The sequence below is a fragment of the Streptomyces sp. NPDC000941 genome (assembly GCF_053599555.1).
In genome coordinates this window covers 1-18,191 of record NZ_JBSFMM010000218.1, presented here as the reverse complement: position 1 = coordinate 18,191, position 18,191 = coordinate 1, and the positions used below count along the sequence as shown (strand labels likewise).

The window sequence follows — 18,191 nt, the reverse complement described above, 5'->3', positions numbered from 1 at the left end:
GCATGCCCTGCGCGCCGCCGGTGAACTCGCCGACGGCGCGCTGCCGATCATGTCAGGACCGCGCACCCTGGCCGAGTACACCGTCCCCACCCTCACCCGCCACGCCGAGGCCGCCGGCCGCCCGGCGCCCCGGGTGGCCGTGATCGTCTCCGGCGTCGTGACCGCCGACGTGGCAGGCGCCCGTGCCCGCGCCGAGCGGAACATGGCCCCCTATAAGAACCTCCCCGCCTACCGCGCCGCCCTGGACCGCGAGGGCATCGACAACCCCGTCGACCTCGTCGCGATCGGCGACGAGGAGCTGCTGGCAGCCCAAGTGGCCGCGTACTTCGAGGCGGGCGCCACCGAACTCGTGTACACCCAGACCGCGATCGGCTCCCCCGAGGACGAGCGCCGCACCTGGAAACTCCTCGGCGAGCTGGCGGCGCGGGGCTGACCCCGGCCGCCGCCCAGGCGGAAAACATTGGCGGACCTGCGCAACCCCTCGGCATCATGTCCGGATGCTGATCAGGGAAGCCACACCGCGGGACTGGCCCGCCATCTGGCCCTTCTTCCACGGGATCGTCGCCGCGGGGGAGACCTTCACCTATCCGCTCGACCTCGGCGAGGAACAGGGCCGAGACTGGTGGCTCCTCGAGCCGCCGAACCGTACGGTCGTCGCCGTGGACGAGGCGGGCGCGGTCCTCGGTACGGCGAAGATGAACAACAACCACATGGGCAACGGCGCGCACATCGCGAGCGCCAGCTACATGGTCGACCCGGCTCACTCCGGACAGGGCGTGGGCCGGGCGCTGTGCGCGTACTCACTGGACTGGGCCCGGGCGGCGGGCTTCCGCCGGATGCAGTTCAACGCGGTCGTGGAGACCAACGTGCACGCGGTGCGGCTCTACCGGTCGCTCGGCTTCGAGGTGCTGGGCACGCTCCCGGAAGGCTTCCACCACCCGGCGAAGGGATACGTGGGGCTGCACATCATGCACCGCGCCCTGTGAAGCGCGGGCCTCGGCCCGACGCCGTGCCGCTCAGCCGGCGTCGCGCCGCTGCTGGGCCTCGATCCGGCGCAGTACGGACTCCAGATGTGCCTCGGAGGCGGCCCGGGCCGCCTCCGGGTCGCGGGCCTCGATGGCCCGCAGGATGGCCTGGTGCTCCTCGATGGTCGACCGCCGGCGGGCGGCGGACAGCGGAGAGGAGCGCCGCCCCGGCTCGCCGATCTCGTACACCCGGTCGAGCAGGCGCAGCAGCAGGGGATTGCGGGTGTACTGCGCGATGGCGCGGTGGAAGGTGCGGTCCAGGTCGGTGAACTCCTGTCGCGACGGCTCGCGCCGCATCGCGTCGAGGAGGGCGTGGAGCTGGACGATGTCGGCGGGCGTCGCGCGCGTCGCCGCCCGTGCGGTCACCGACGGTTCGATGCATGCGCGGACCTCCATGACCTGGAGGAGTTCGGCCGTGGCGTCGAGGCCCGCGGCCAGGACATCGCCGCGCGGGGTGGCTCCAGGGTCGAGGACGACGGTGCCCGCGCCGGGGCGGCGGGCGACCAGCCCGCGGGAGGCGAGCGCGCGCAGCGCCTCGCGGACCGAGCCGCGGGAGACCCCGAGGCTCTCCGCGAGCTCCCGCTCCGGGGGAACCCGCGAGCCGGGCGGCAGCTCGCCGCTGAGGATCAGCCGCTCCAGACCGACGGCCAGCGCGTCCGGCCTCGACAGGGTGGAGTGCCGCAGTTGCCGCCAGTCCATTTGTGGGTTCTCTGCCTTCTGCCGATCCGGTCGGTGATTCAGGTTCTCATATCGCGAAGAAGCCGGAGCAAGGCGATTTAACCAGGTGGTGACGGTGCGGAAACCACGCGCCCGGGGCCGCCGCACTAGCGTCACCTGACATCAGCTTGGTCCTACCAATAGACCAATTGGAGTTTCTGCGCCATGCTGGGCCGCGCCGCGCCGGCCCGGCTCACCCTCACCTCATCTCCCCCTCGGTCTCCCTCAGTAAGGCAAGACAGCCATGCGCCCACGCCGCCTGCCCCTGTCTCTTCCACGCCGGACCGCCACCGCCCTCGTCGTCTGCGCGGTGTTCGGCGCCGCCACCGGCTGCTCCTCCATGGCCACTCCCGCGACCGAGACCGGGCCTGACCGGATGGCCGACACCCGGCCCGTCCGCGACGGCGGCACGCTCACCGTCGCGCTCAAGTCCGACCCGGACAAACTCGACCCGACCCTGGCCAGCACCGCCGTCGGCCGGACCGTGTTCTCCGCCATGTGCGAGAAGCTGTACGACGTCGACCAGGACAACCAGGTCGTACCGCAGCTCGCCGCCGAGCTGCCGAAGACCACCGACCACGGACGCACCGTCACCATCCGGCTCCGCAAGGGCATCCGGTTCGGCGACGGCACACGCCTGGACGCACGGGCCGTCAAGACCTCCCTCGAACGGCACAAAACACTGTCCGGCTCCACCCGCGCGGGCGAGCTGAAGCCCGTGACCGGTGTGAGCGCCATCGGGGACGACACGGTCCGGCTGCGGCTGAGCGAGCCGTACGTCCCCCTGCTCTCGCTGCTCGCCGACCGCTCGGGGATGGTGATGTCCCCCAAGGCGCTCAAGACCTACGGCGACCGGTTCGCGAGCCACCCCACCTGCGTCGGCCCGTTCCGCTACGCGGAGCGGGTCGTGGGCGACCGGATCGTGCTGCGGAAGGACCCGTACTACTACGACGCCGCGAAGGTCCGCCTCGACCAGGTCGTCTACCGGACCATCACCGACGGCAACGTCCGGATGGCGAATCTGCTCTCCGGCGATATCCAGGTCGGCGACCAGATGGACCCGGTCCAGGTCGGCCGGGCGCTCACCGAGCCGGGGCTGCGGCTGTTCCACTCGCCCTCGCTCGGCTACTACGGGCTGACCCTCAACATCGGCAACACCAAGGGCGCCGGGGAGCCGCCGGGCCGCATCGACACCCCGATCGCCCGCGACGTACGGGTACGCGAGGCATTCGATCTGTCCCTGGACCGGGCGCTGATCAACAAGATCGTCTTCCAGGGGATGTACCGGCCCACCTGCGGCCCGCTCCCCGAAGGCACCCCCTACGCCACCGCGGCCGACTGCCCGCCCGCCGATCCCGCGAGGGCCAGACGGCTGCTGAGACAGGCCGGGGTGTCCACCCCGGTGCCGGTGCGGCTGCAGGTCAGCACCACACCGGAGGACAGCCGACTCGGCCAGGTCGTCCAGGCCATGGCCAGGGAAGCGGGCTTCGAGGTGACCCTGCGGCCGACCGAGTTCGCCACCGGACTGCAACACGCCCGCTCCGGCGACTTCCAGGCGGCCACCACCAACTGGTCCGGCCGGCTCGACCCGGCCGGAAACATCGACGCGTTCGCCGGCACGGGCGGCGCCCAGAACTACGGCGGCCTGTCCGACCCCGCCATCGACAAGCTCATCGCCGACGGACACTCCACCGCCGAGGTGACCGACCGCAAGAAGATCTACGAACGGCTCGTGGCAGCCGTCAGGGACCGGCACACCGTGCTCTATCTCATCCAGCCCAACAACTACGTCTCCGCCACCAAGGACATCGCCGGTCTGCGCGTCCTCGGCGACGGCCTGATCCGCGTCAAGGAAGCGGGCTACACGAAGGGAGACGGCTGATGTCCCGACCGATGCCCCGCTATCTACTGCGCCGCGCCGGCGAGTCGCTGATCACCCTCTTCCTGGTCAGCATCGTGGTCTTCGCCGGCGTACGGGCCCTGCCCGGCGACACGGCCACCGCCCTGGCCGGGGAGGAGGCCACCCCCGAGGCGATCGCCGGGATCCGCCGCGCCTACGGACTCGACGACAACATCGTGGTCCAGTACCTGCGCTATGTGCGCCACGCCCTCACCGGCGACCTGGGGACCTCCTCCCGTACCGGCCTGCCGGTGCTGGACTCCGTCCTGGACGCCCTGCCCGTCACCCTGGAACTGTCCGCGCTGGCCCTGCTGCTCGCCGTCCTCGTCGGCGTCAGCGCCGGCGTGGTGGCGGCGGTGCGGCGCGGCAGGCCCGAGGAGTGGCTGGTGAACGCCCTGGCGCTGCTCGGGCTTTCGATCCCGGCCTTCTGGCTGGGCATCGTGCTCATCCTCACCTTCGCCATCGCCGTCCCCGTGTTCTCCGCCTCCGGCTTCGTCCCCTTCGGCGTCGACCCGGTGGAAAACCTGCGGCATATGGTGCTCCCGGCCATCGTCCTCGGCTCCGGCCTCGCGGCGGTCGTCATGCGGCAGACCCGCGCCGCCATGCTCGGCTCGCTGTCCGCCGACTACATCCGTACCGCACGCGCCAAGGGCCTCACCCGGCGCCAGGTGATCGGCTCGCACGCGCTGCGCAACAGCCTGGTCACCGTCGTCACCGTCCTCGGCCTGCAACTCGGCCATCTCATCTCGGGCGCCGTGGTCACCGAGCAGATCTTCGTCCTGCCCGGCTTCGGCAAGCTCACCATCGACGCGGTGTTCTCCCGGGACTACGCGATGGTCCAAGGCGTCGTGCTGTTCACCTCCGCCGCCTACATCCTGGTCAACCTGCTGGTCGACCTGGCCTATTCGCTGATCGACCCCCGTATCCGGCTCGGAGGTGCCCGGTGACCGTCGCAGACAACCCGGCGCCCACCGCCCCCGCCACCGGCGAACCCGAAACCGGCGAACCCGCCACCGCGCCCGGTGCGCCGCCCTCCCCGCTCCGGCCGCTGCTCCGCAACCCGCTCGCCCTCACCGGCGCCGTCGCCGCCGCGATCCTGGTGCTGATCGCCCTGTTCGCGCCGCTCATCGCGCCGTACGACCCCACCCGGCCCGACTTCGCCACCGCTCTCGACCCGCCGAGCTGGGCACACTGGCTCGGCACCGACGACCTCGGCCGCGACCAGCTCTCCCGGGTCATTCACGGGGTGCGGGCCTCGCTCCAGATCGGGCTGCTCGCGGTGGTGATGGCCTTCGCCGTCGGCGTGCCCCTCGGCCTCGCCGCGGGCTACTACGGACGCCTCGCCGACTCCGTGGTCTCCCGGCTCACCGACACCCTGCTCGCCTTCCCGTTCCTGGTGCTGGCGGTCGGCCTCGCCACCATCCTCGGACCCTCGCTGCGGGGCGCCACGATCGCCATCGGGGTGTCCCAGATCCCCGCCGTCATCCGCATCACCCGGGCGGAGACGCTGCGCCTCAAACACCTCGACTACGTCGCCGCGGCCGTCGCCAACGGCGGTGGCGACCGGACCGTGCTCTTCCGGCACATCCTGCCCAACTCCCTGTCGGCGCTCACCGTCCAGGCCACCGTCGGTATCCCCACCGCCATCATCGGCGAGGCGCTGCTGAGCTTCCTCGGCCTCGGCGTCCAGCCCCCGTCGCCCTCGCTCGGGGTGATGCTCTCCAGCGCCCAGGCGTATATCGCCGCCGCCCCCTGGATGGCCGTCTTCCCGGGTCTGGCGATCGTCGCCGCGACCCTCGCGTTCAACCTCCTCGGCGACGGGCTGCGCGACATCCTCGACCCCCGCGGAGACAGCCGATGACCACCCATCCCACCCCTGCGCTGAGTGTGCGGGACCTGTCCGTCGTCTTCCGTACGCCCGACCGCCCCGTGCACGCGGTCGACGGTCTTTCGTACGACGTGGCCGCCGGTGAAGTCCTGGCCGTCGTCGGCGAGTCCGGCTGCGGCAAGTCCGTGACCTCCACCGCCGTCATGGGCCTGCTGCCGCCGACCGCCGAGGTCACCGGTTCGGTACGGCTCGGCGGCCGGGAGTTGGCCGGGGCCACCGACAGGGAACTGCGGGACGTCCGCGGCAAGGAGATCGCGATGATCTTCCAGGAGCCGATGACCTCGCTGAACCCCGTTCTCACCATCGGCCGCCAGGTACGCGAAGTCCTCAGCCGGCACCGGGGGATGAGCCGCAGGGAGGCCCGCGACCACGCCGTCGAACTGCTCGACCTCGTCGGCATCCCCGCCCCCGGCAGCCGCGCCCGCGACTACCCCCACCAGCTCAGCGGCGGTATGCGCCAGCGGGTGATGATCGCCATCGCCATCGCCTGCGACCCCGCCGTCCTGATCGCCGACGAACCCACCACCGCCCTCGACGTCACCGTCCAGGCGGGCATCCTGGAGGTCCTGAGGTCCCTGCGGGAGCGGCTCGGCACCGCGATCGTCCTGATCACCCATGACCTGGGCGTGGTCGCCGACATCGCCGACCGGGTGCTGGTGATGTACGCGGGGCGGGCCGTCGAACAGGCCCCCGTGGACGACCTGTTCGCCGATCCGCGCCACCCCTACACCCGTGGCCTGTTGGGCGCCGTGCCCGTCCGCGACCGCCCGGCCGCCCACGAGGGCAGACCACGGCTCCAGGAGATCCCCGGCCTCGTCCCGAGCCTCGCCGAACAGCCCGACCGGTGCACCTTCCAGCCCCGCTGCGCGGCCGCCGACCAGCAGTGCGCCACCGCCCGGCCCGCCCTGCGGCCGCTGCGGGACGGACACCATGCCGCCTGCTGGCACCCCGTACAGACGCCCACGCCCCACCGGCCCAAGGAGGCCGCCCAGTGAACACCGCAGCCGGCCTCATAACTCACCCCCCTGCTCTCGATATCCAGGGCCTCACCCGCCACTTCACCGGCGGCACCGGCACCGTCAGGGCCGTCGACGGCGTCAGCCTGACCATCGGCCGGGGCGAGATCGTCGGCCTGGTCGGCGAGTCGGGCAGCGGCAAGTCCACCGTGGGACGGTGCGCCGTACGGCTCGACCGGCCCACCGGCGGCACCGTACGGATCAACGGCCGCGACATCACCCGCCTGTCCCGGCGCGCGCTGCGCCCGCTGCGCAAGGACTTCCACCTCGTCTTCCAGGATCCGTCCTCCTCGCTCGACCCCCGGATGACCGTGGGCGCCATCGTCGCCGAACCCCTGCGACTGCACCGCATCGCGTCAGGCGACGCCCTGAGCGAGCGGGTCGCCGCGCTGCTCGCGCAGGTGGGGCTGCGCCCCGAACACGCCAGGCGGCGCCCGCACGAGCTCTCCGGCGGCCAGCGGCAGCGTGTGTCCATCGCCCGCGCCCTGTCCGTGGACCCGCGGCTGCTGGTGGCCGACGAGCCGACCTCGGCGCTCGACGTCTCCGTCCAGGCATCCGTGCTCAACCTGCTGGCGGACCTCCAGCGGGACCGACAGTTCGGGTGTCTGTTCATCACCCACGACCTGGCCGCGGTCGAATACCTCGCCGACCGGATCGCCGTCATGTACTTCGGACAGCTGGTGGAGCAGGCCCCGGCCGCCGAGCTGTTCGCCGACCCCAAGCATCCCTACACCCAGGCGCTGCTGTCCGCCGCCCCCGTGCCCGACCCGCCCCGGCAGCGGACCCGCGCCCGGATCCTGCTCAGCGGGGAGCTGCCCAGCCCGCTCGACCCGCCGGCAGGCTGCCGCTTCCACACCCGTTGCCCGCTCGCCACCGACCGGTGCCGCACCGAGCCCCCCGCCCTGCGGGAGCTGCCCGGCGGCGCGCGGCAGGTCTCCTGCCATCTGGTGGCCGACGACGGCACCGCCCCGGACGCCTCGGCCCCGGCCCTGCCCGCTGACCAGGGCTCGCCGATGTGAGCCCGCCTCGCCCGCACCCGCACCCGCGTGGAACGATCAAGCCGTACCGAGACCAGGAGAGCCCCGTCATGTTCACCACCCGCCCCACCCTCCAGGGCACCCACGGCATGGTGTCCTCCACCCACTGGCTGGCGTCCCAGTCCGCCATGGCCGTCCTGGAGGACGGCGGCAACGCCTTCGACGCGGCCGTGGCCGCCGGGTTCGTGCTGCATGTCGTCGAACCGCATCTGAACGGACCGGCCGGCGAGGTGCCGATCATCCTCGCCCCGGCGGGCTCCGCCCCCACCGTCCTGTGCGGACAGGGCCCCGCCCCCGCCGGGGCCACCATCGACCACTACACCTCGCTCGGCCTCGACCTGGTCCCGGGCACCGGCCCGCTCGCCGCGGCCGTGCCCGGCGCGTTCGACGCCTGGATGCTGTTGCTGCGCGACCACGGCACCAAGCAGCTCGCCGAGGTCCTGAAGTACGCGATCGGCTACGCCGAAGGCGGCCATCCCGCCGTCGAGCGGGTCGGTGAGACCGTCGAGACCGTACGGGAGCTCTTCGAGACCGAGTGGACCACCTCGGCCGAGCTGTATCTGCCCGGTGGCAAGGCACCCGCCCCCGGGCGGCTGCTGAAGAACCCCGCCCTCGCCGCCACATGGCGGCGGCTGCTCGCCGAGGCCGAGGCGGCAGGCCCCGGCCGCGAGACCCGGATCGACGCGGCCCGCAGGATCTGGCGCGAGGGCTTCATCGCCGAGGCGCTGGCCGCGGCCGCCGCCCGGCCCACCATGGACTCGTCCGGGGAACGCCACGCCGGCACCCTCACCCGCGACGACCTCGCCTCCTTCTCGGCCGGCTACGAGCCCCCCGCCACGTACGACTGGAACGGCTGGACGGTGTGCAAGGCCGGACCCTGGAGCCAGGGCCCGGTGTTCCTCCAGCAACTGGCCCTGCTGCCGCCCGGCCTGACCGCCGGCGACTACGGAACCCCCGACTATCTGCACACCCTCATCGAGGGCGGCAAACTGGCCATGGCCGACCGCGAGGCCTGGTACGGCGACGCCGCCGACGTCCCGCTCGACGACCTGCTGTCCGCCCCGTACAACGACGAGCGCCGGGCGCTCATCGGCGAGCGCGCCAGCCACGAGCTGCGGCCGGGGCGGCCCGGCGGCCGCCAGCCGCGGCTGAGCAAGCAGGCCCTGGCCGCGGTCGCGCGCGCGGCGTCGCACGCCCCCGGGCCCGCCACCGCGCCCGGCGCGGGGGAGCCCACCGTCGGCCCCGACGGCACCACCCGCGGCGACACCTGCCACCTCGATGTCGTCGACCGCTGGGGGAACATGGTCGCGGCCACCCCCAGCGGCGGCTGGCTGCAGTCCAACCCCGTGATCCCGGAGCTCGGCTTTCCGCTCGGCACCCGACTGCAGATGACCTGGCTCGACCCCGGGCTGGCGGCCTCCCTCACCCCCGGCCGCCGCCCCCGCACCACCCTCACCCCCTCCCTCGCCCTGCGCGACGGCACCCCCGTGATGGCCTTCGGCACACCGGGCGGCGATCAGCAGGACCAGTGGAGCACCCACTTCTTCCTCGCCGTCGCCCTGCGCCCGTCCGTCCGTTCCGGGCTCGATCTGCAAGGCGCCGTCGACGCGCCCAACTGGCACCAGGAGAGCTTCCCCAGCTCGTTCCACCCGCGAGCGATGGCGGCGGGGAAGGTCGTGATCGAGTCCCGGATCGGCGAGCCGGCCATCGCCGAGCTCCGCCGCCGGGGCCATGACGTCACAGTCGGCGGCGCCTGGACCGAGGGGCGGCTGTGCGCGGTCGCCCGTGACCCCGACACCGGTGTCCTCCTCGCGGCCGCCAACCCGCGCGGCGCCCAGGGGTACGCCGTGGGCCGCTGACGGCGGGCCCGGCGCGGGCCTCCGACGGCGAGCGTCCTGGCCGGGCGGGTGTCGGTGGCGTGCCTTACGGTCGTCCCATGACCACGTCCGACGATGTCCGTGCAATCGCGCTGTCGCTCCCCGAGGCGACGGAGAAGACCGCCTGGTCCATGCCCACCTTCCGGGTCGCCGGGAAGATGTTCGCGACGCTCCCCGAGGACGAGACCTCGATGGCCGTCAGATGCCCCAAGGAGGAGCGCGACGAGCTGGTCCTCGCCGAGCCGGAGAAGTTCTGGATCGCCTCCCACGAGGCGAGCTTCGCCTGGGTGCGGGTGCGGCTCGCCGTGCTGGACGACAAGGACGAGCTGCGCGACATCCTCGTGGACTCCTGGCAGCAGGCCGCGCCGCCCAGGCTCCTGGAGGAGCGGGCCGGGAAGGCGCGGCGATGAGCCGTCGGCGCGCGCGGGCCGTCAGCCGATGCGGGCCAGGCCCTTCGCGGTCTGCCGGGCCCGGCCGCGGGAGACCCTGAGCGGATCCCAGTCCGGCCCGCGGTCGGGGAGCCGCGACGGGTCTCCCACGACGGCGCCCTGGTGCACCTCTGCCAGCAGCGGGCGGTCCAGCACTTGGGAGGCACACACCATGCCGCCGGTGGCGGTGCCGCCCACCCCGCTGCCGTACCGGGTGGACTGACCGACCACGTACAGCCCTTCGACGCCGGTGCGCACATCCGGGCGCTTGCCCACGCCGCCCCAGTTGCCAATGCCGTACGGGGTGCCCCCGCTGGCCAGGATGTATCGCTCATTGGTCAGCGGAGTGGCGGTCTCCAGATGGGTGATGCGGTCCCGGAAGGGGCCGATGACCTTCTCGGCGGTGGCCAGCATCGTGTCGGTGAGCTGCTTCTTCCGCGCCAGATAGGCGGCGTTGCGGCGGTAGCGCTCGCCATCGGCCGGGCCCTTGTCCACACCCCAGAACTCAGGCCCTGGCGGGCAGAGCGTCATGATCTGGAAGTTGCTGTGACCCGGCGGGCACACATTGGGCGCGCCGGCGTCCTTGAGCGAGGCGAAGGAGAAGATCAGCTGAGGAACCTCCCTCATCTGCTCCTCGATCATCCGAGCATGCGCCCGCTCCAGATCGTCGCTGTCGTGCCACCAGATGTTGGCGTTGGGGATGTCGGGCAGCTCGGTGTCCAGCGCGACGTACACCGCGGTCAGCGGACACCGCATGGTCGCTTCCCGGGTCTGTCTGACCAGATGGGCGGGGAAGGCCGCCTCCCCGCCGCACAGCTCGAGGACGGTCCGGCGGTAGTCGGCGTTGGAGATCACCAGGGGCGCCAAGATGCGCTCCCCGTCGGCGAGTTCGACTCCGACCGCCGTGTCGTTCTCGATGAGGATACGAGCCACCGCGGTCCGGGTACGCAGCTCCCCGCCGTGCCCCTCCAGCGCCTCGACCAGGGTGGCCACCAGCACCTGGCCGCCGCCCTCGGGGTAGTAGGCGCCGCGCATGTAGTGGTCCATCAGCCCGGCGTGCACGGGGAAGCCGATGTCGTCGGGCAGCGCCCCGTAGTTTCCGCACTGTGCGGCCAGCAGGGTTCTGGCCTTGGGGGAGAAGCCGCAGTGGTCGAAGAGCTTGCCGAGGGACCGCCGACTCCAGCGCGTCACCTCGGGGTTGGCGAGGTAGCGGTCCACCACGGGCTCGCCGAGCACACCCGCCCGGCTCAGCGCGGTCGTGATCTTGGAGAGATCGATGAACGTGTCGATCCCGGCGGCCTCGCCGGGCAGCGCGCGCTTGAGCCGGTCGCGGTAGTTGTCCCAGCCCGAGGGGACATCCAGTGTGGTGGTGGGGGTGATCACCCGGTCGAAGCCACGCTCGTTGTCCATCGGCCGGAAGCGCACCCGGTCGCCGACGCCGAGTCCGGAGAGGATGGCCGGAATGATCCCGTCCGTCCCGCAGTCGCCCAGGTAGTGCGTGCCGACATCGAACTCGTATCTGCGCCGTCTGCGGAAGACATGTGCGTTTCCGCCCGCCACGTCGTGCTGTTCCAGGACCAGCACCCGGCGGCCGTCGGCGGCGAGATAACCGCCGCACACCAGGCCGCCGATACCGCTGCCGACGATGATCGCGTCATAGCGATCCGACCGCGCGGTCTGGTGTGAGGTCACATCGGTGGTCATCCCAGGCCCCCTGAACGATGCTGCCTGGACCTCAAGACTGACAGGGACATATTGGTCCGGTCCAGGACTTAACGGCAAGAACCACCTGTTCGTGGGTCAAGTTTGACTGCAATATAGGGCCGGAAGCGCGGGCCGAGCGCGGAATCCACAGAAGTGTGGGCGGTTGGCTAGTCCGAACGGCCGTCAGGCCAGGTGCCGCCTCAGCGGGGTTGGGCGCTCGCTGTCCAGCATGTGGGCCAGGCCGCCGACCGGTTCAGCGCAGGCCGAAGCGGTCCGCCCAGGACATGACGTCCCACGTCGTCACATTGCCGCCGCAGACCACCAGCCCCAGCCGGGCGCCGTCGCCCACCCGCTCCAACACCCGCCGCGCGGCCGGGAGAAGGCAGCCGGCCGCGGGCTCGGCCCAGACCTTCGCGTGCTCGGCGAGGTCGAGCGTGCCCTGCACCGCCTCCGCGTCCGACACCACCAGCACCTGGGTGACCAACGCGGACACATGGTCGTAGGTGAGCTGGGAGACGGACGGCGCGCTGAGCGTGGAGATGATCGAGGAGAGCGCGACCGGCATCGGGCCGCCCGCGGCCAGCGCCTGGGACATGGCCTCGGCCCCTTCGGTCTCCACACCCCAGATCCGCACCCCGGGCCGCCGCGCGCGCAGCGCCGCCGCGACCCCGGCGATCAGCCCGCCGCCGCCGATGCTGACCAGCACATCGGTCAGTTCGTCGGCGCCGGCGGTGTCGTCGGCCAGTTCAAGGCCGACGGTGCCCTGCGCGGCGACCACCACGGGGTCGTCGTAGGGATGCACCAGCGTCAGGCCCTCGGTCTGCAGCTGCGACATCAACGCGAACGCGCCGCCCATGTCGTCCGTCAGCCGCACCACGGCCCCCGCCTCCTCCGCGATCCGGACGGCGCGTGCGGGTGCCGACCGCGGCATCACGACGGTCGCCTTCACATGCAGGGCGCCGGCCATGACCGCGACCGCGATCCCGTGGTTGCCACCGCTCACCGCCACCACGCCCGCCGCGCGGTCGGCCTCGCTCAGCGACAGGAGCTTCGCCGTCGCCCCGCGCGCCTTGAAGGAGCCGGTGCGCTGCAGCAGCTCCAGTTTGGCGGTGACCGGCGCACCGAGCAGAGCGGTGAGGCCCGGGCTCGGCACGGTCGGGGTGCGTACGACATGTCCGGCGATCAGTTCCGCCGCCGACTCGATCGCCTCGATGTCCACGATGCCCATGACGGCAACCACCTTTCCGCGACAGTGCGATCAACACTAACCACCCCGCCCGGGCCGTCACGGCGCGTCGGGCAACCCGGTCACCCGCATGGTGATGTTCAGCCGCCCGGTACGCAGCCCGGTGGCCGGGTCGCCGGTGCCCTCGTGGACCTTGGGCACCCCGTGATACACGTACCGCGAGGGGCCGCCGAAGACGAACAGATCGCCGGACGCCAGCTCGATGTCCGTGTACGGCCCGGTGCGGGTCGCGGTGTTGCCGACCCGGAAGACACAGGTGTCGCCGATGCTCAGCGAGACGACGGGGGCGGAGGACTTCTCGTCCTTGTCCTGGTGCATACCGAGTTTGGCCTGGCCGTCATAGAAGTTGATCAGCGCCGTATCAGGGGTGTAGTCGGCCGCGGCCATCTCCTCCCCCTTGTTCGGGTATGCCTCCGCCAGCGCCCGGCGGCCCAGCTCCACCATCCAGCCGGGGAATTCCGCGGCCCGGGCGCCGTTCACATCGTCGGCCGTACGGCTGTACCGGTACGGCAGCCAGTGCCAGCCCACGCACACGGTCTGTACGGACATGACGCCCCCGCTGGGCAGCCTGGTGCGCCGGATCGGGACGGGCCCCTGGGCCCAGGCCCGGCAGGCCGCGACCAGCTCACGCTGCTGTTCCAGCGTGAGCCAGTCGGGCACATGCACCGCGCCCGGTGCGACCTCCCTGCGGAGGCGTGGAATCAGGGTGTTCATGAACCCTCGTGGGCCAGCAACTGCTGCTTGCGCTCCAGGCCGCCGGCGTAGCCGGTCAGCGAGCCGTTCGCGCCGATCACACGGTGGCAGGGGCGCACCACCAGCACCGGGTTCGCGCCGAGCGCCGTACCCAGGGCGCGCACCGCCGCGCGCGGGGCGCCGATCTGCTCGGCGAGCCGGCCGTAGGTGGTCGTGGTGCCGTACGGGACGGCGTCCAGGGCCTGCCACACCCGCTGCTGGAATGCGGTGCCTCGGGTCACGTACTCGATGTCGAACCGGGTCCGGCCGCCGTCGAAGTACGCGCGCAGCTGGGAGACGATCTCGGCGAACGCCTCCGGGGACCGCCGCCAGCCGTCCTGGACGACCGCGCCGCCCTTCTGGCCGGGCACGGACAGGGAGGCGAGCGCGGTGCCGCCCTTGGCGGTCTTCGACTCCTCGCCCACCAGCAGCAGTTCGCCCAGCGGGCTGTCGACCGTCGTGTAGACCGTCATCGGTCTTTCCTTTCGTGTTCGTGCTCGTCGTGCTTGCTGTACGTCGTGTGCGTATCGCGCTTGGTGAAGTCGCCGCGGTCCTTGGCGGCGTTCCAGAAGTGGTGCATGGCGTAGCTGCGCCAGGGCCGCCAGCCCTCGGAGTCGACCGCCGCGGCGCCCGTCGCCCGCATGCCGGCCCGTACGGCCACATCCGAGGTCAGCAGCACGTCCGGGTCGCTCAGCGCCCGCATACGGATGTAGCCGGCCGTCCAGGGGCCGACGCCGCGCAGGCTCAGCAGCGCCTTTTCGGCCTCGTCCCGGTCGGCGCCGAGGTCGAGCCGGACGGCGCCGTCGGCGAGCGCCGCGCTGACGGCGCGCACGGTGTCGCGGCGCGCGTCCGGCATCCCGAGCTCGCTCAGCGCCGCCCCGGCCAGCCGCTCCGCGCTCGGGAAGAGCCGGGTCAGCCCGCCGCTCGGCGTGCGCAGCGGTTCGCCGTACGCCGCGAGCAGCGCCTCGCCGAGCCTGCGGCCGGCGGCCACCGAGACCTGCTGGCCCAGCACCGCGCGCACCGCCAGCTCATGCGGATCGGCCGCGCCGGGGGCGCGCAGCCCCGGCCGCAGGGCGACCAGCGGGGCGAGCGCGGGGTCCGCGCCCAGCCGCTCGCCGACCGCGTACGGGTCGGCGTCCAGGTCGAACAGGCGGCGCACCCGCTGGGTGGCGGTGGTCAGATCGCGCAGATCGCCCAGGTGCAGCCGGCACTCCAGCCAGCCGCCCGCGCCGGGTGCCTCGCCGACCTCCGCGATCCCGGCGCCGTTCGGCAGCCGCAGGGCGCGCCGGTAGACGCGGGCGCCGCGCTCGCCGGTGATCTCCTCGACGCCCGCGAGGGCGCGGGCGCCCAGGTAGTCGAAGACCTCGGCGGAGGCGTACGGACCGCGGAAGGCGAGCCGCAGCGGAATCCCGGCCGCGCCGTCCTGGGAGCCGACCGGACCGAAGCGCGCGCCCTGCCCGGGGCGGGCGGCGCGCAGCTCGCTGGGCGTGGCGGCGTAGATCTCGCGGATGGTGTCGTTGAACTGCCGCACGCTGGCGAACCCGGCCGCGAAGGCGATCTCGGCGGCCTGCATGGAGGTGGTCTGGAGCAGGATCCGCGCGGTGTGACCGCGCTGGGCCCGCGCGAGCGCGAGCGGGCCCGCGCCCAGCTCGGCGTTGAGCTGGCGCTGCACCTGCCGGGAGCTGTAGCCCAGCCGCCCGGCGAGCCCGGCCACGCCCTCGCGGTCGACGACGCCGTCGCCGATCAGCCGCATCGCCCGGCCGACCACATCGGCCCGGGTGTTCCACTCCGCGGACCCGGGCACCGCGTCCGGGCGGCAGCGACGGCAGGCCCGGAAGCCGGCGCCCTGGGCCGCGGCCGCGGTCGTGAAGAAGCGGACGTTCTTGCGCTTGGGCGTGTTCGCGGGGCAGCTCGGCCGGCAGTAGATGCCGGTCGTGGAGACGGCGAGGAAGAACTCGCCGTCGAACCGGGAGTCGCGGCTGCACACCGCCTCGTACTTGCTGTCGTCGGTCATCACCCCTCTACTGTGCGGCAGCGAGCGGTGGGGGGCTGGCGGGAATCGGACATGGCTCTGCGGGGGTCGCGCGTGACTGCCGGCCGGCGGCGTCGGGGCGAGGCGGCGCAGGCTCAGCCGACCGGCGCGAGCCCGGCCGTCGGCCGGTAGGCGTAGCAGCGCCGCAGCCAGCGGGCCCGGTCCTCGGGGAGCGGCTGGAACGGCACCCGGCGGTGCAGCACGCGGCGGTTGTCGAAGATGTGGAACCCGCCCTCCTCGACCAGCACCGGAGTCCCCGGCAGGGCGGCAGCGCGGTGCTCGAGGTTCGCCAGCGCCTCGCGCGCCTCGTCGGTGAGGCCGGTGAGCCTGCCGGGGCCGTAGCGCAGCGCGGGGTTGCCGTCCGGGAGGGTCCAGAGCATGGGGACACCGCTGCGGCTCAGCGGCCTGCCGTCGTCGTCGGTGGTGTACGACTCGGGCGCGGTCACCGTGAAGTCGGGGCGCCGCAGCGCCTCGGCCGTCCGGGCCGACAGCGTCTCGAGGAGGGCGTCGACGGGCAGCAGATCCGTGGGCACCTGCTCGTCGTTGCGCATGCCGATGAAGGACAGGTAGTGGGGGATGGCCTTGCCGGGGTGCGCGTCCGGCCGGTGGTCGAGTACCGAGTCGTCGGTGTGCCAGTCCAGCGGCTGTGCGTAGCCCCAGGAGGTGAGGGTGCGGGCCGATGCCGTGCGCGGCGCCACGTTTCTGATCAGCCGGCCGTCGTTCTCCCAGGGGTAGGCGATCGGCGTGAGCCCGAGCAGGCGCAGGATGCCGAAGTGCACCAGGTTGGGCGTCCTCAGGAGCGATTCGTCGCAGAAGCCCTCCCGGGGTGTGGGCACGGGTTCGTGGGGGCCGGGCAGATTGGCCAGGGTGAGCCATGCGGTGGGGGAGTGCCGCCACTGCGCGAGCGCGTCCAGGATCTGCGCGGGCAGATGGTTGCGCAGCTGCTTGGCGCCGTACTCGAGATACAGGTCGAGGCCGGTGTCGGGTACGGCGTCGCCGAGTTCGGTGACCGCGTCCAGGGCGGCCCCCGCCGCGGCCTTGGACGAGTCCGGGATCTGCAGGGTGCGGCTACGGCTCTTGGTCATGATCTTGACCCTACGAACCTGTCGCTCTCACGTTCGTCTTATGTGGAAGATTTGAGCGGATTCTGAGGATGCCGCCACCACAGCCCTCTGCGAGCATAGGGGGAATGGTGAACGCGGCTGCTGGGGCAGGGGCGCGCCGCAACAGCGCGTGCTGCTGGCCGCGTTGGTGCTGGACGGCGGACAGGCCGCGCGTCACGGGTGAGATCGACGAACCGCGTCGCGCGAAGCCCCGCCGCACGCGGCGGGGCAGGCGGGAATCACCCACAATCACGTGGGTGAAGACGTCAAAAACAGCACATCACCCTCCGCGGGCGCCGGACCGTGATCGTCTCGCCTGGTCGGGACCACGCTCTGTGAGGGGCGCGGCTGATCGTCATCCGTGACCGCGCGTAATCCATGACCGCTCGTAATCCATGAGCGTGGACCCATTGACCCATCGCGTTCACGAGCCTAGCCTCCATCTTCATATGTAGATGTCGTGCGCATGCGTGAAGCTACTTCGGAGGCAAGGAACCCGTCCATGAGCCAGCCAACCGTCACCGCCTTCTCCGTCTACCCGGTCGCCGGCCGGGACTGTATGGAGCTCAACCTCTCCGGGGCGCACGGCCCCTACTTCACCCGCAATGTGGTCGTCCTCGAGGACTCCGAAGGGCGCACGGGCCTGGGCGAGGTGCCGGGCGGCGAGAAGATCACACAGACGCTGCGGGACGCCGCCTCCCTCGTCGTCGGCGCGCCCGTGGGCGACTACAAGCGCGTGCTGCGCGAGATCGGGGCCAGGTTCGCCGACCGCGACTCCGGAGGGCGGGGGCTGCAGACCTTCGATCTGCGCACCACCGTCCACGCCGTCACCGCGGTCGAATCGGCGCTGCTCGACCTGCTGGGTCAGCACCTCGACGTCCCCGTCGCGGCGCTCCTGGGCGACGGACAGCAGCGTGACTCCGTCCGGGTGCTCGGCTATCTGTTCTACGTCGGCGACCCCGACCGCACCGACCTGGAGTACATCCGCGAGCCGGACGCCGACGAGGAGTGGTACCGCATCCGGCACGAGGAGGCGCTGACCCCCGAGGCGATCGTCCGGCAGGCCGAGGCCACCTACGACCTGTACGGCTTCCGCGACTTCAAGCTCAAGGGCGGGGTCCTGGAAGGCCATGAGGAGGTCAAGGCCATCCGGGCGCTCAAGGAGCGCTTCCCCGAGGCCCGGATCACCCTCGACCCCAACGGCGCCTGGTCACTGCGCGAGGCCATCGAGCTGTGCCGGCCCCTGCTGGGCACCCTCGCCTACGCCGAGGACCCGTGCGGAGCCGAGGGGGGCTACTCGGGCCGCGAGATCCTGGCGGAGTTCCGCCGCGCCACCGGCCTTCCCACGGCGACCAACATGATCGCCACCGACTGGCGGCAGATGACCCACACCCTGGCCCTGCAGTCCGTGTCCAACCCGCTGGCCGATCCGCACTTCTGGACCAAGCAGGTCTCGGTACTGGACGCCCAGCTGTGCCAGATCGGA

General features: G+C 72.3%; 17 protein-coding genes. 10 read left to right on the top strand and 7 right to left on the bottom strand.

The window, feature by feature from the left end; all coding sequences use genetic code 11:
• Positions 1-433: LLM class flavin-dependent oxidoreductase (locus tag ACWDSL_RS43130; RefSeq protein ID WP_450493890.1), on the top strand; the 433-nt coding region annotated here is incomplete at its 5' end.
• Positions 434-497: 64 nt separating this feature from the next.
• Positions 498-986, top strand: a complete 489-nt coding sequence (locus ACWDSL_RS43125) for an N-acetyltransferase family protein (protein WP_450493889.1) — start codon at positions 498-500, stop codon at positions 984-986.
• Positions 987-1,016: 30 nt separating this feature from the next.
• Here the strand turns inward: ACWDSL_RS43125 and ACWDSL_RS43120 are convergent, their stop codons facing one another.
• On the bottom strand, positions 1,017-1,724 hold the full coding sequence (locus tag ACWDSL_RS43120) for a FadR/GntR family transcriptional regulator (protein WP_089505567.1): 708 nt from the start codon (positions 1,722-1,724) through the stop codon (positions 1,017-1,019).
• 262 nt (positions 1,725-1,986) lie between these two features.
• Between ACWDSL_RS43120 and ACWDSL_RS43115 the strand changes: the two genes are divergently transcribed.
• The 7 genes from ACWDSL_RS43115 (at position 1,987) to ACWDSL_RS43085 (ending at position 9,870) form a co-directional block, all read left to right on the top strand.
• Positions 1,987-3,624, top strand: coding sequence for an ABC transporter substrate-binding protein (locus ACWDSL_RS43115; protein ID WP_450493888.1), 1,638 nt, complete (start codon positions 1,987-1,989; stop codon positions 3,622-3,624).
• An 11-nt stretch (positions 3,625-3,635) separates the two neighbouring features.
• Complete coding sequence (locus ACWDSL_RS43110) at positions 3,636-4,589, top strand: ABC transporter permease (RefSeq protein WP_089505843.1); 954 nt, start codon at positions 3,636-3,638, stop codon at positions 4,587-4,589.
• Between the two features lie 101 nt (positions 4,590-4,690).
• Positions 4,691-5,503, top strand: coding sequence for an ABC transporter permease (locus tag ACWDSL_RS43105; protein WP_450493892.1), 813 nt, complete (start codon positions 4,691-4,693; stop codon positions 5,501-5,503).
• Complete coding sequence (locus tag ACWDSL_RS43100; protein ID WP_450493887.1) at positions 5,500-6,525, top strand: ABC transporter ATP-binding protein; 1,026 nt, start codon at positions 5,500-5,502, stop codon at positions 6,523-6,525. Before ACWDSL_RS43105 ends, ACWDSL_RS43100 begins: the two co-directional genes overlap by 4 nt.
• Entirely contained in the window at positions 6,522-7,565 is a 1,044-nt protein-coding gene (locus tag ACWDSL_RS43095) for an ABC transporter ATP-binding protein (protein ID WP_450493885.1), read from the top strand. Before ACWDSL_RS43100 ends, ACWDSL_RS43095 begins: the two co-directional genes overlap by 4 nt.
• 68 nt (positions 7,566-7,633) lie before the next feature.
• Positions 7,634-9,442: a gamma-glutamyltransferase family protein gene (locus ACWDSL_RS43090; protein ID WP_450493883.1), complete on the top strand. Its 1,809-nt coding sequence runs from the start codon at positions 7,634-7,636 to the stop codon at positions 9,440-9,442.
• Between the two features lie 77 nt (positions 9,443-9,519).
• On the top strand, positions 9,520-9,870 hold the full coding sequence (locus ACWDSL_RS43085) for an MmcQ/YjbR family DNA-binding protein (RefSeq protein WP_450493881.1): 351 nt from the start codon (positions 9,520-9,522) through the stop codon (positions 9,868-9,870).
• 21 nt (positions 9,871-9,891) lie between these two features.
• Here the strand turns inward: ACWDSL_RS43085 and ACWDSL_RS43080 are convergent, their stop codons facing one another.
• The 6 genes from ACWDSL_RS43080 to ACWDSL_RS43055 all read right to left on the bottom strand — a co-directional run bounded on the left by ACWDSL_RS43080 (position 9,892) and on the right by ACWDSL_RS43055 (position 16,687).
• Entirely contained in the window at positions 9,892-11,592 is a 1,701-nt protein-coding gene (locus tag ACWDSL_RS43080; RefSeq protein ID WP_450493879.1) for a phytoene desaturase family protein, read from the bottom strand.
• A gap of 253 nt (positions 11,593-11,845) precedes the next feature.
• A complete protein-coding gene (locus ACWDSL_RS43075; protein ID WP_450493878.1) occupies positions 11,846-12,820 on the bottom strand; it encodes a threonine/serine dehydratase in 975 nt (324 codons plus the stop codon).
• A 57-nt stretch (positions 12,821-12,877) separates the two neighbouring features.
• The gene (locus ACWDSL_RS43070; RefSeq protein WP_450493877.1) at positions 12,878-13,552 is read right to left on the bottom strand and encodes an alpha-ketoglutarate-dependent dioxygenase AlkB family protein; all 675 of its coding nucleotides are present in this window, start codon (positions 13,550-13,552) and stop codon (positions 12,878-12,880) included.
• Positions 13,549-14,043, bottom strand: a complete 495-nt coding sequence (locus ACWDSL_RS43065; protein WP_450493875.1) for a methylated-DNA--[protein]-cysteine S-methyltransferase — start codon at positions 14,041-14,043, stop codon at positions 13,549-13,551. The genes ACWDSL_RS43070 and ACWDSL_RS43065 overlap by 4 nt, the downstream gene beginning before the upstream one ends.
• Positions 14,040-15,584 carry an AlkA N-terminal domain-containing protein gene (locus ACWDSL_RS43060; protein ID WP_450493874.1) on the bottom strand — a complete coding sequence of 515 codons (1,545 nt, stop codon included), beginning with the start codon at positions 15,582-15,584 and terminating at the stop codon, positions 14,040-14,042. Before ACWDSL_RS43060 ends, ACWDSL_RS43065 begins: the two co-directional genes overlap by 4 nt.
• A 113-nt stretch (positions 15,585-15,697) precedes the next feature.
• Positions 15,698-16,687, bottom strand: coding sequence for a TauD/TfdA family dioxygenase (locus ACWDSL_RS43055; protein ID WP_450493872.1), 990 nt, complete (start codon positions 16,685-16,687; stop codon positions 15,698-15,700).
• A gap of 520 nt (positions 16,688-17,207) precedes the next feature.
• On the opposite strand from ACWDSL_RS43055, the gene ACWDSL_RS43050 reads away from it, so the two are divergent.
• Positions 17,208-18,191, top strand: a 984-nt coding sequence (locus tag ACWDSL_RS43050; protein WP_450493870.1) for an enolase C-terminal domain-like protein, incomplete at its 3' end; no start/stop codon positions are given.

What these genes read in the sequence shown, in the direction of transcription:
- ACWDSL_RS43125 (WP_450493889.1), top strand. Translation starts at nt 498, where the DNA reads ATGCTGATCAGGGAAGCCACACCGCGGGACTGGCCCGCCATCTGGCCC.
- ACWDSL_RS43120 (WP_089505567.1), bottom strand. Translation starts at nt 1,724, where the DNA reads ATGGACTGGCGGCAACTGCGGCACTCCACCCTGTCGAGGCCGGACGCG.
- ACWDSL_RS43115 (WP_450493888.1), top strand. Translation starts at nt 1,987, where the DNA reads ATGCGCCCACGCCGCCTGCCCCTGTCTCTTCCACGCCGGACCGCCACC.
- ACWDSL_RS43110 (WP_089505843.1), top strand. Translation starts at nt 3,636, where the DNA reads ATGCCCCGCTATCTACTGCGCCGCGCCGGCGAGTCGCTGATCACCCTC.
- ACWDSL_RS43100 (WP_450493887.1), top strand. Translation starts at nt 5,500, where the DNA reads ATGACCACCCATCCCACCCCTGCGCTGAGTGTGCGGGACCTGTCCGTC.
- ACWDSL_RS43090 (WP_450493883.1), top strand. Translation starts at nt 7,634, where the DNA reads ATGTTCACCACCCGCCCCACCCTCCAGGGCACCCACGGCATGGTGTCC.
- ACWDSL_RS43085 (WP_450493881.1), top strand. Translation starts at nt 9,520, where the DNA reads ATGACCACGTCCGACGATGTCCGTGCAATCGCGCTGTCGCTCCCCGAG.
- ACWDSL_RS43080 (WP_450493879.1), bottom strand. Translation starts at nt 11,592, where the DNA reads ATGACCACCGATGTGACCTCACACCAGACCGCGCGGTCGGATCGCTAT.
- ACWDSL_RS43075 (WP_450493878.1), bottom strand. Translation starts at nt 12,820, where the DNA reads ATGGGCATCGTGGACATCGAGGCGATCGAGTCGGCGGCGGAACTGATC.
- ACWDSL_RS43070 (WP_450493877.1), bottom strand. Translation starts at nt 13,552, where the DNA reads ATGAACACCCTGATTCCACGCCTCCGCAGGGAGGTCGCACCGGGCGCG.
- ACWDSL_RS43065 (WP_450493875.1), bottom strand. Translation starts at nt 14,043, where the DNA reads ATGACGGTCTACACGACGGTCGACAGCCCGCTGGGCGAACTGCTGCTG.
- ACWDSL_RS43060 (WP_450493874.1), bottom strand. Translation starts at nt 15,584, where the DNA reads ATGACCGACGACAGCAAGTACGAGGCGGTGTGCAGCCGCGACTCCCGG.
- ACWDSL_RS43055 (WP_450493872.1), bottom strand. Translation starts at nt 16,687, where the DNA reads ATGACCAAGAGCCGTAGCCGCACCCTGCAGATCCCGGACTCGTCCAAG.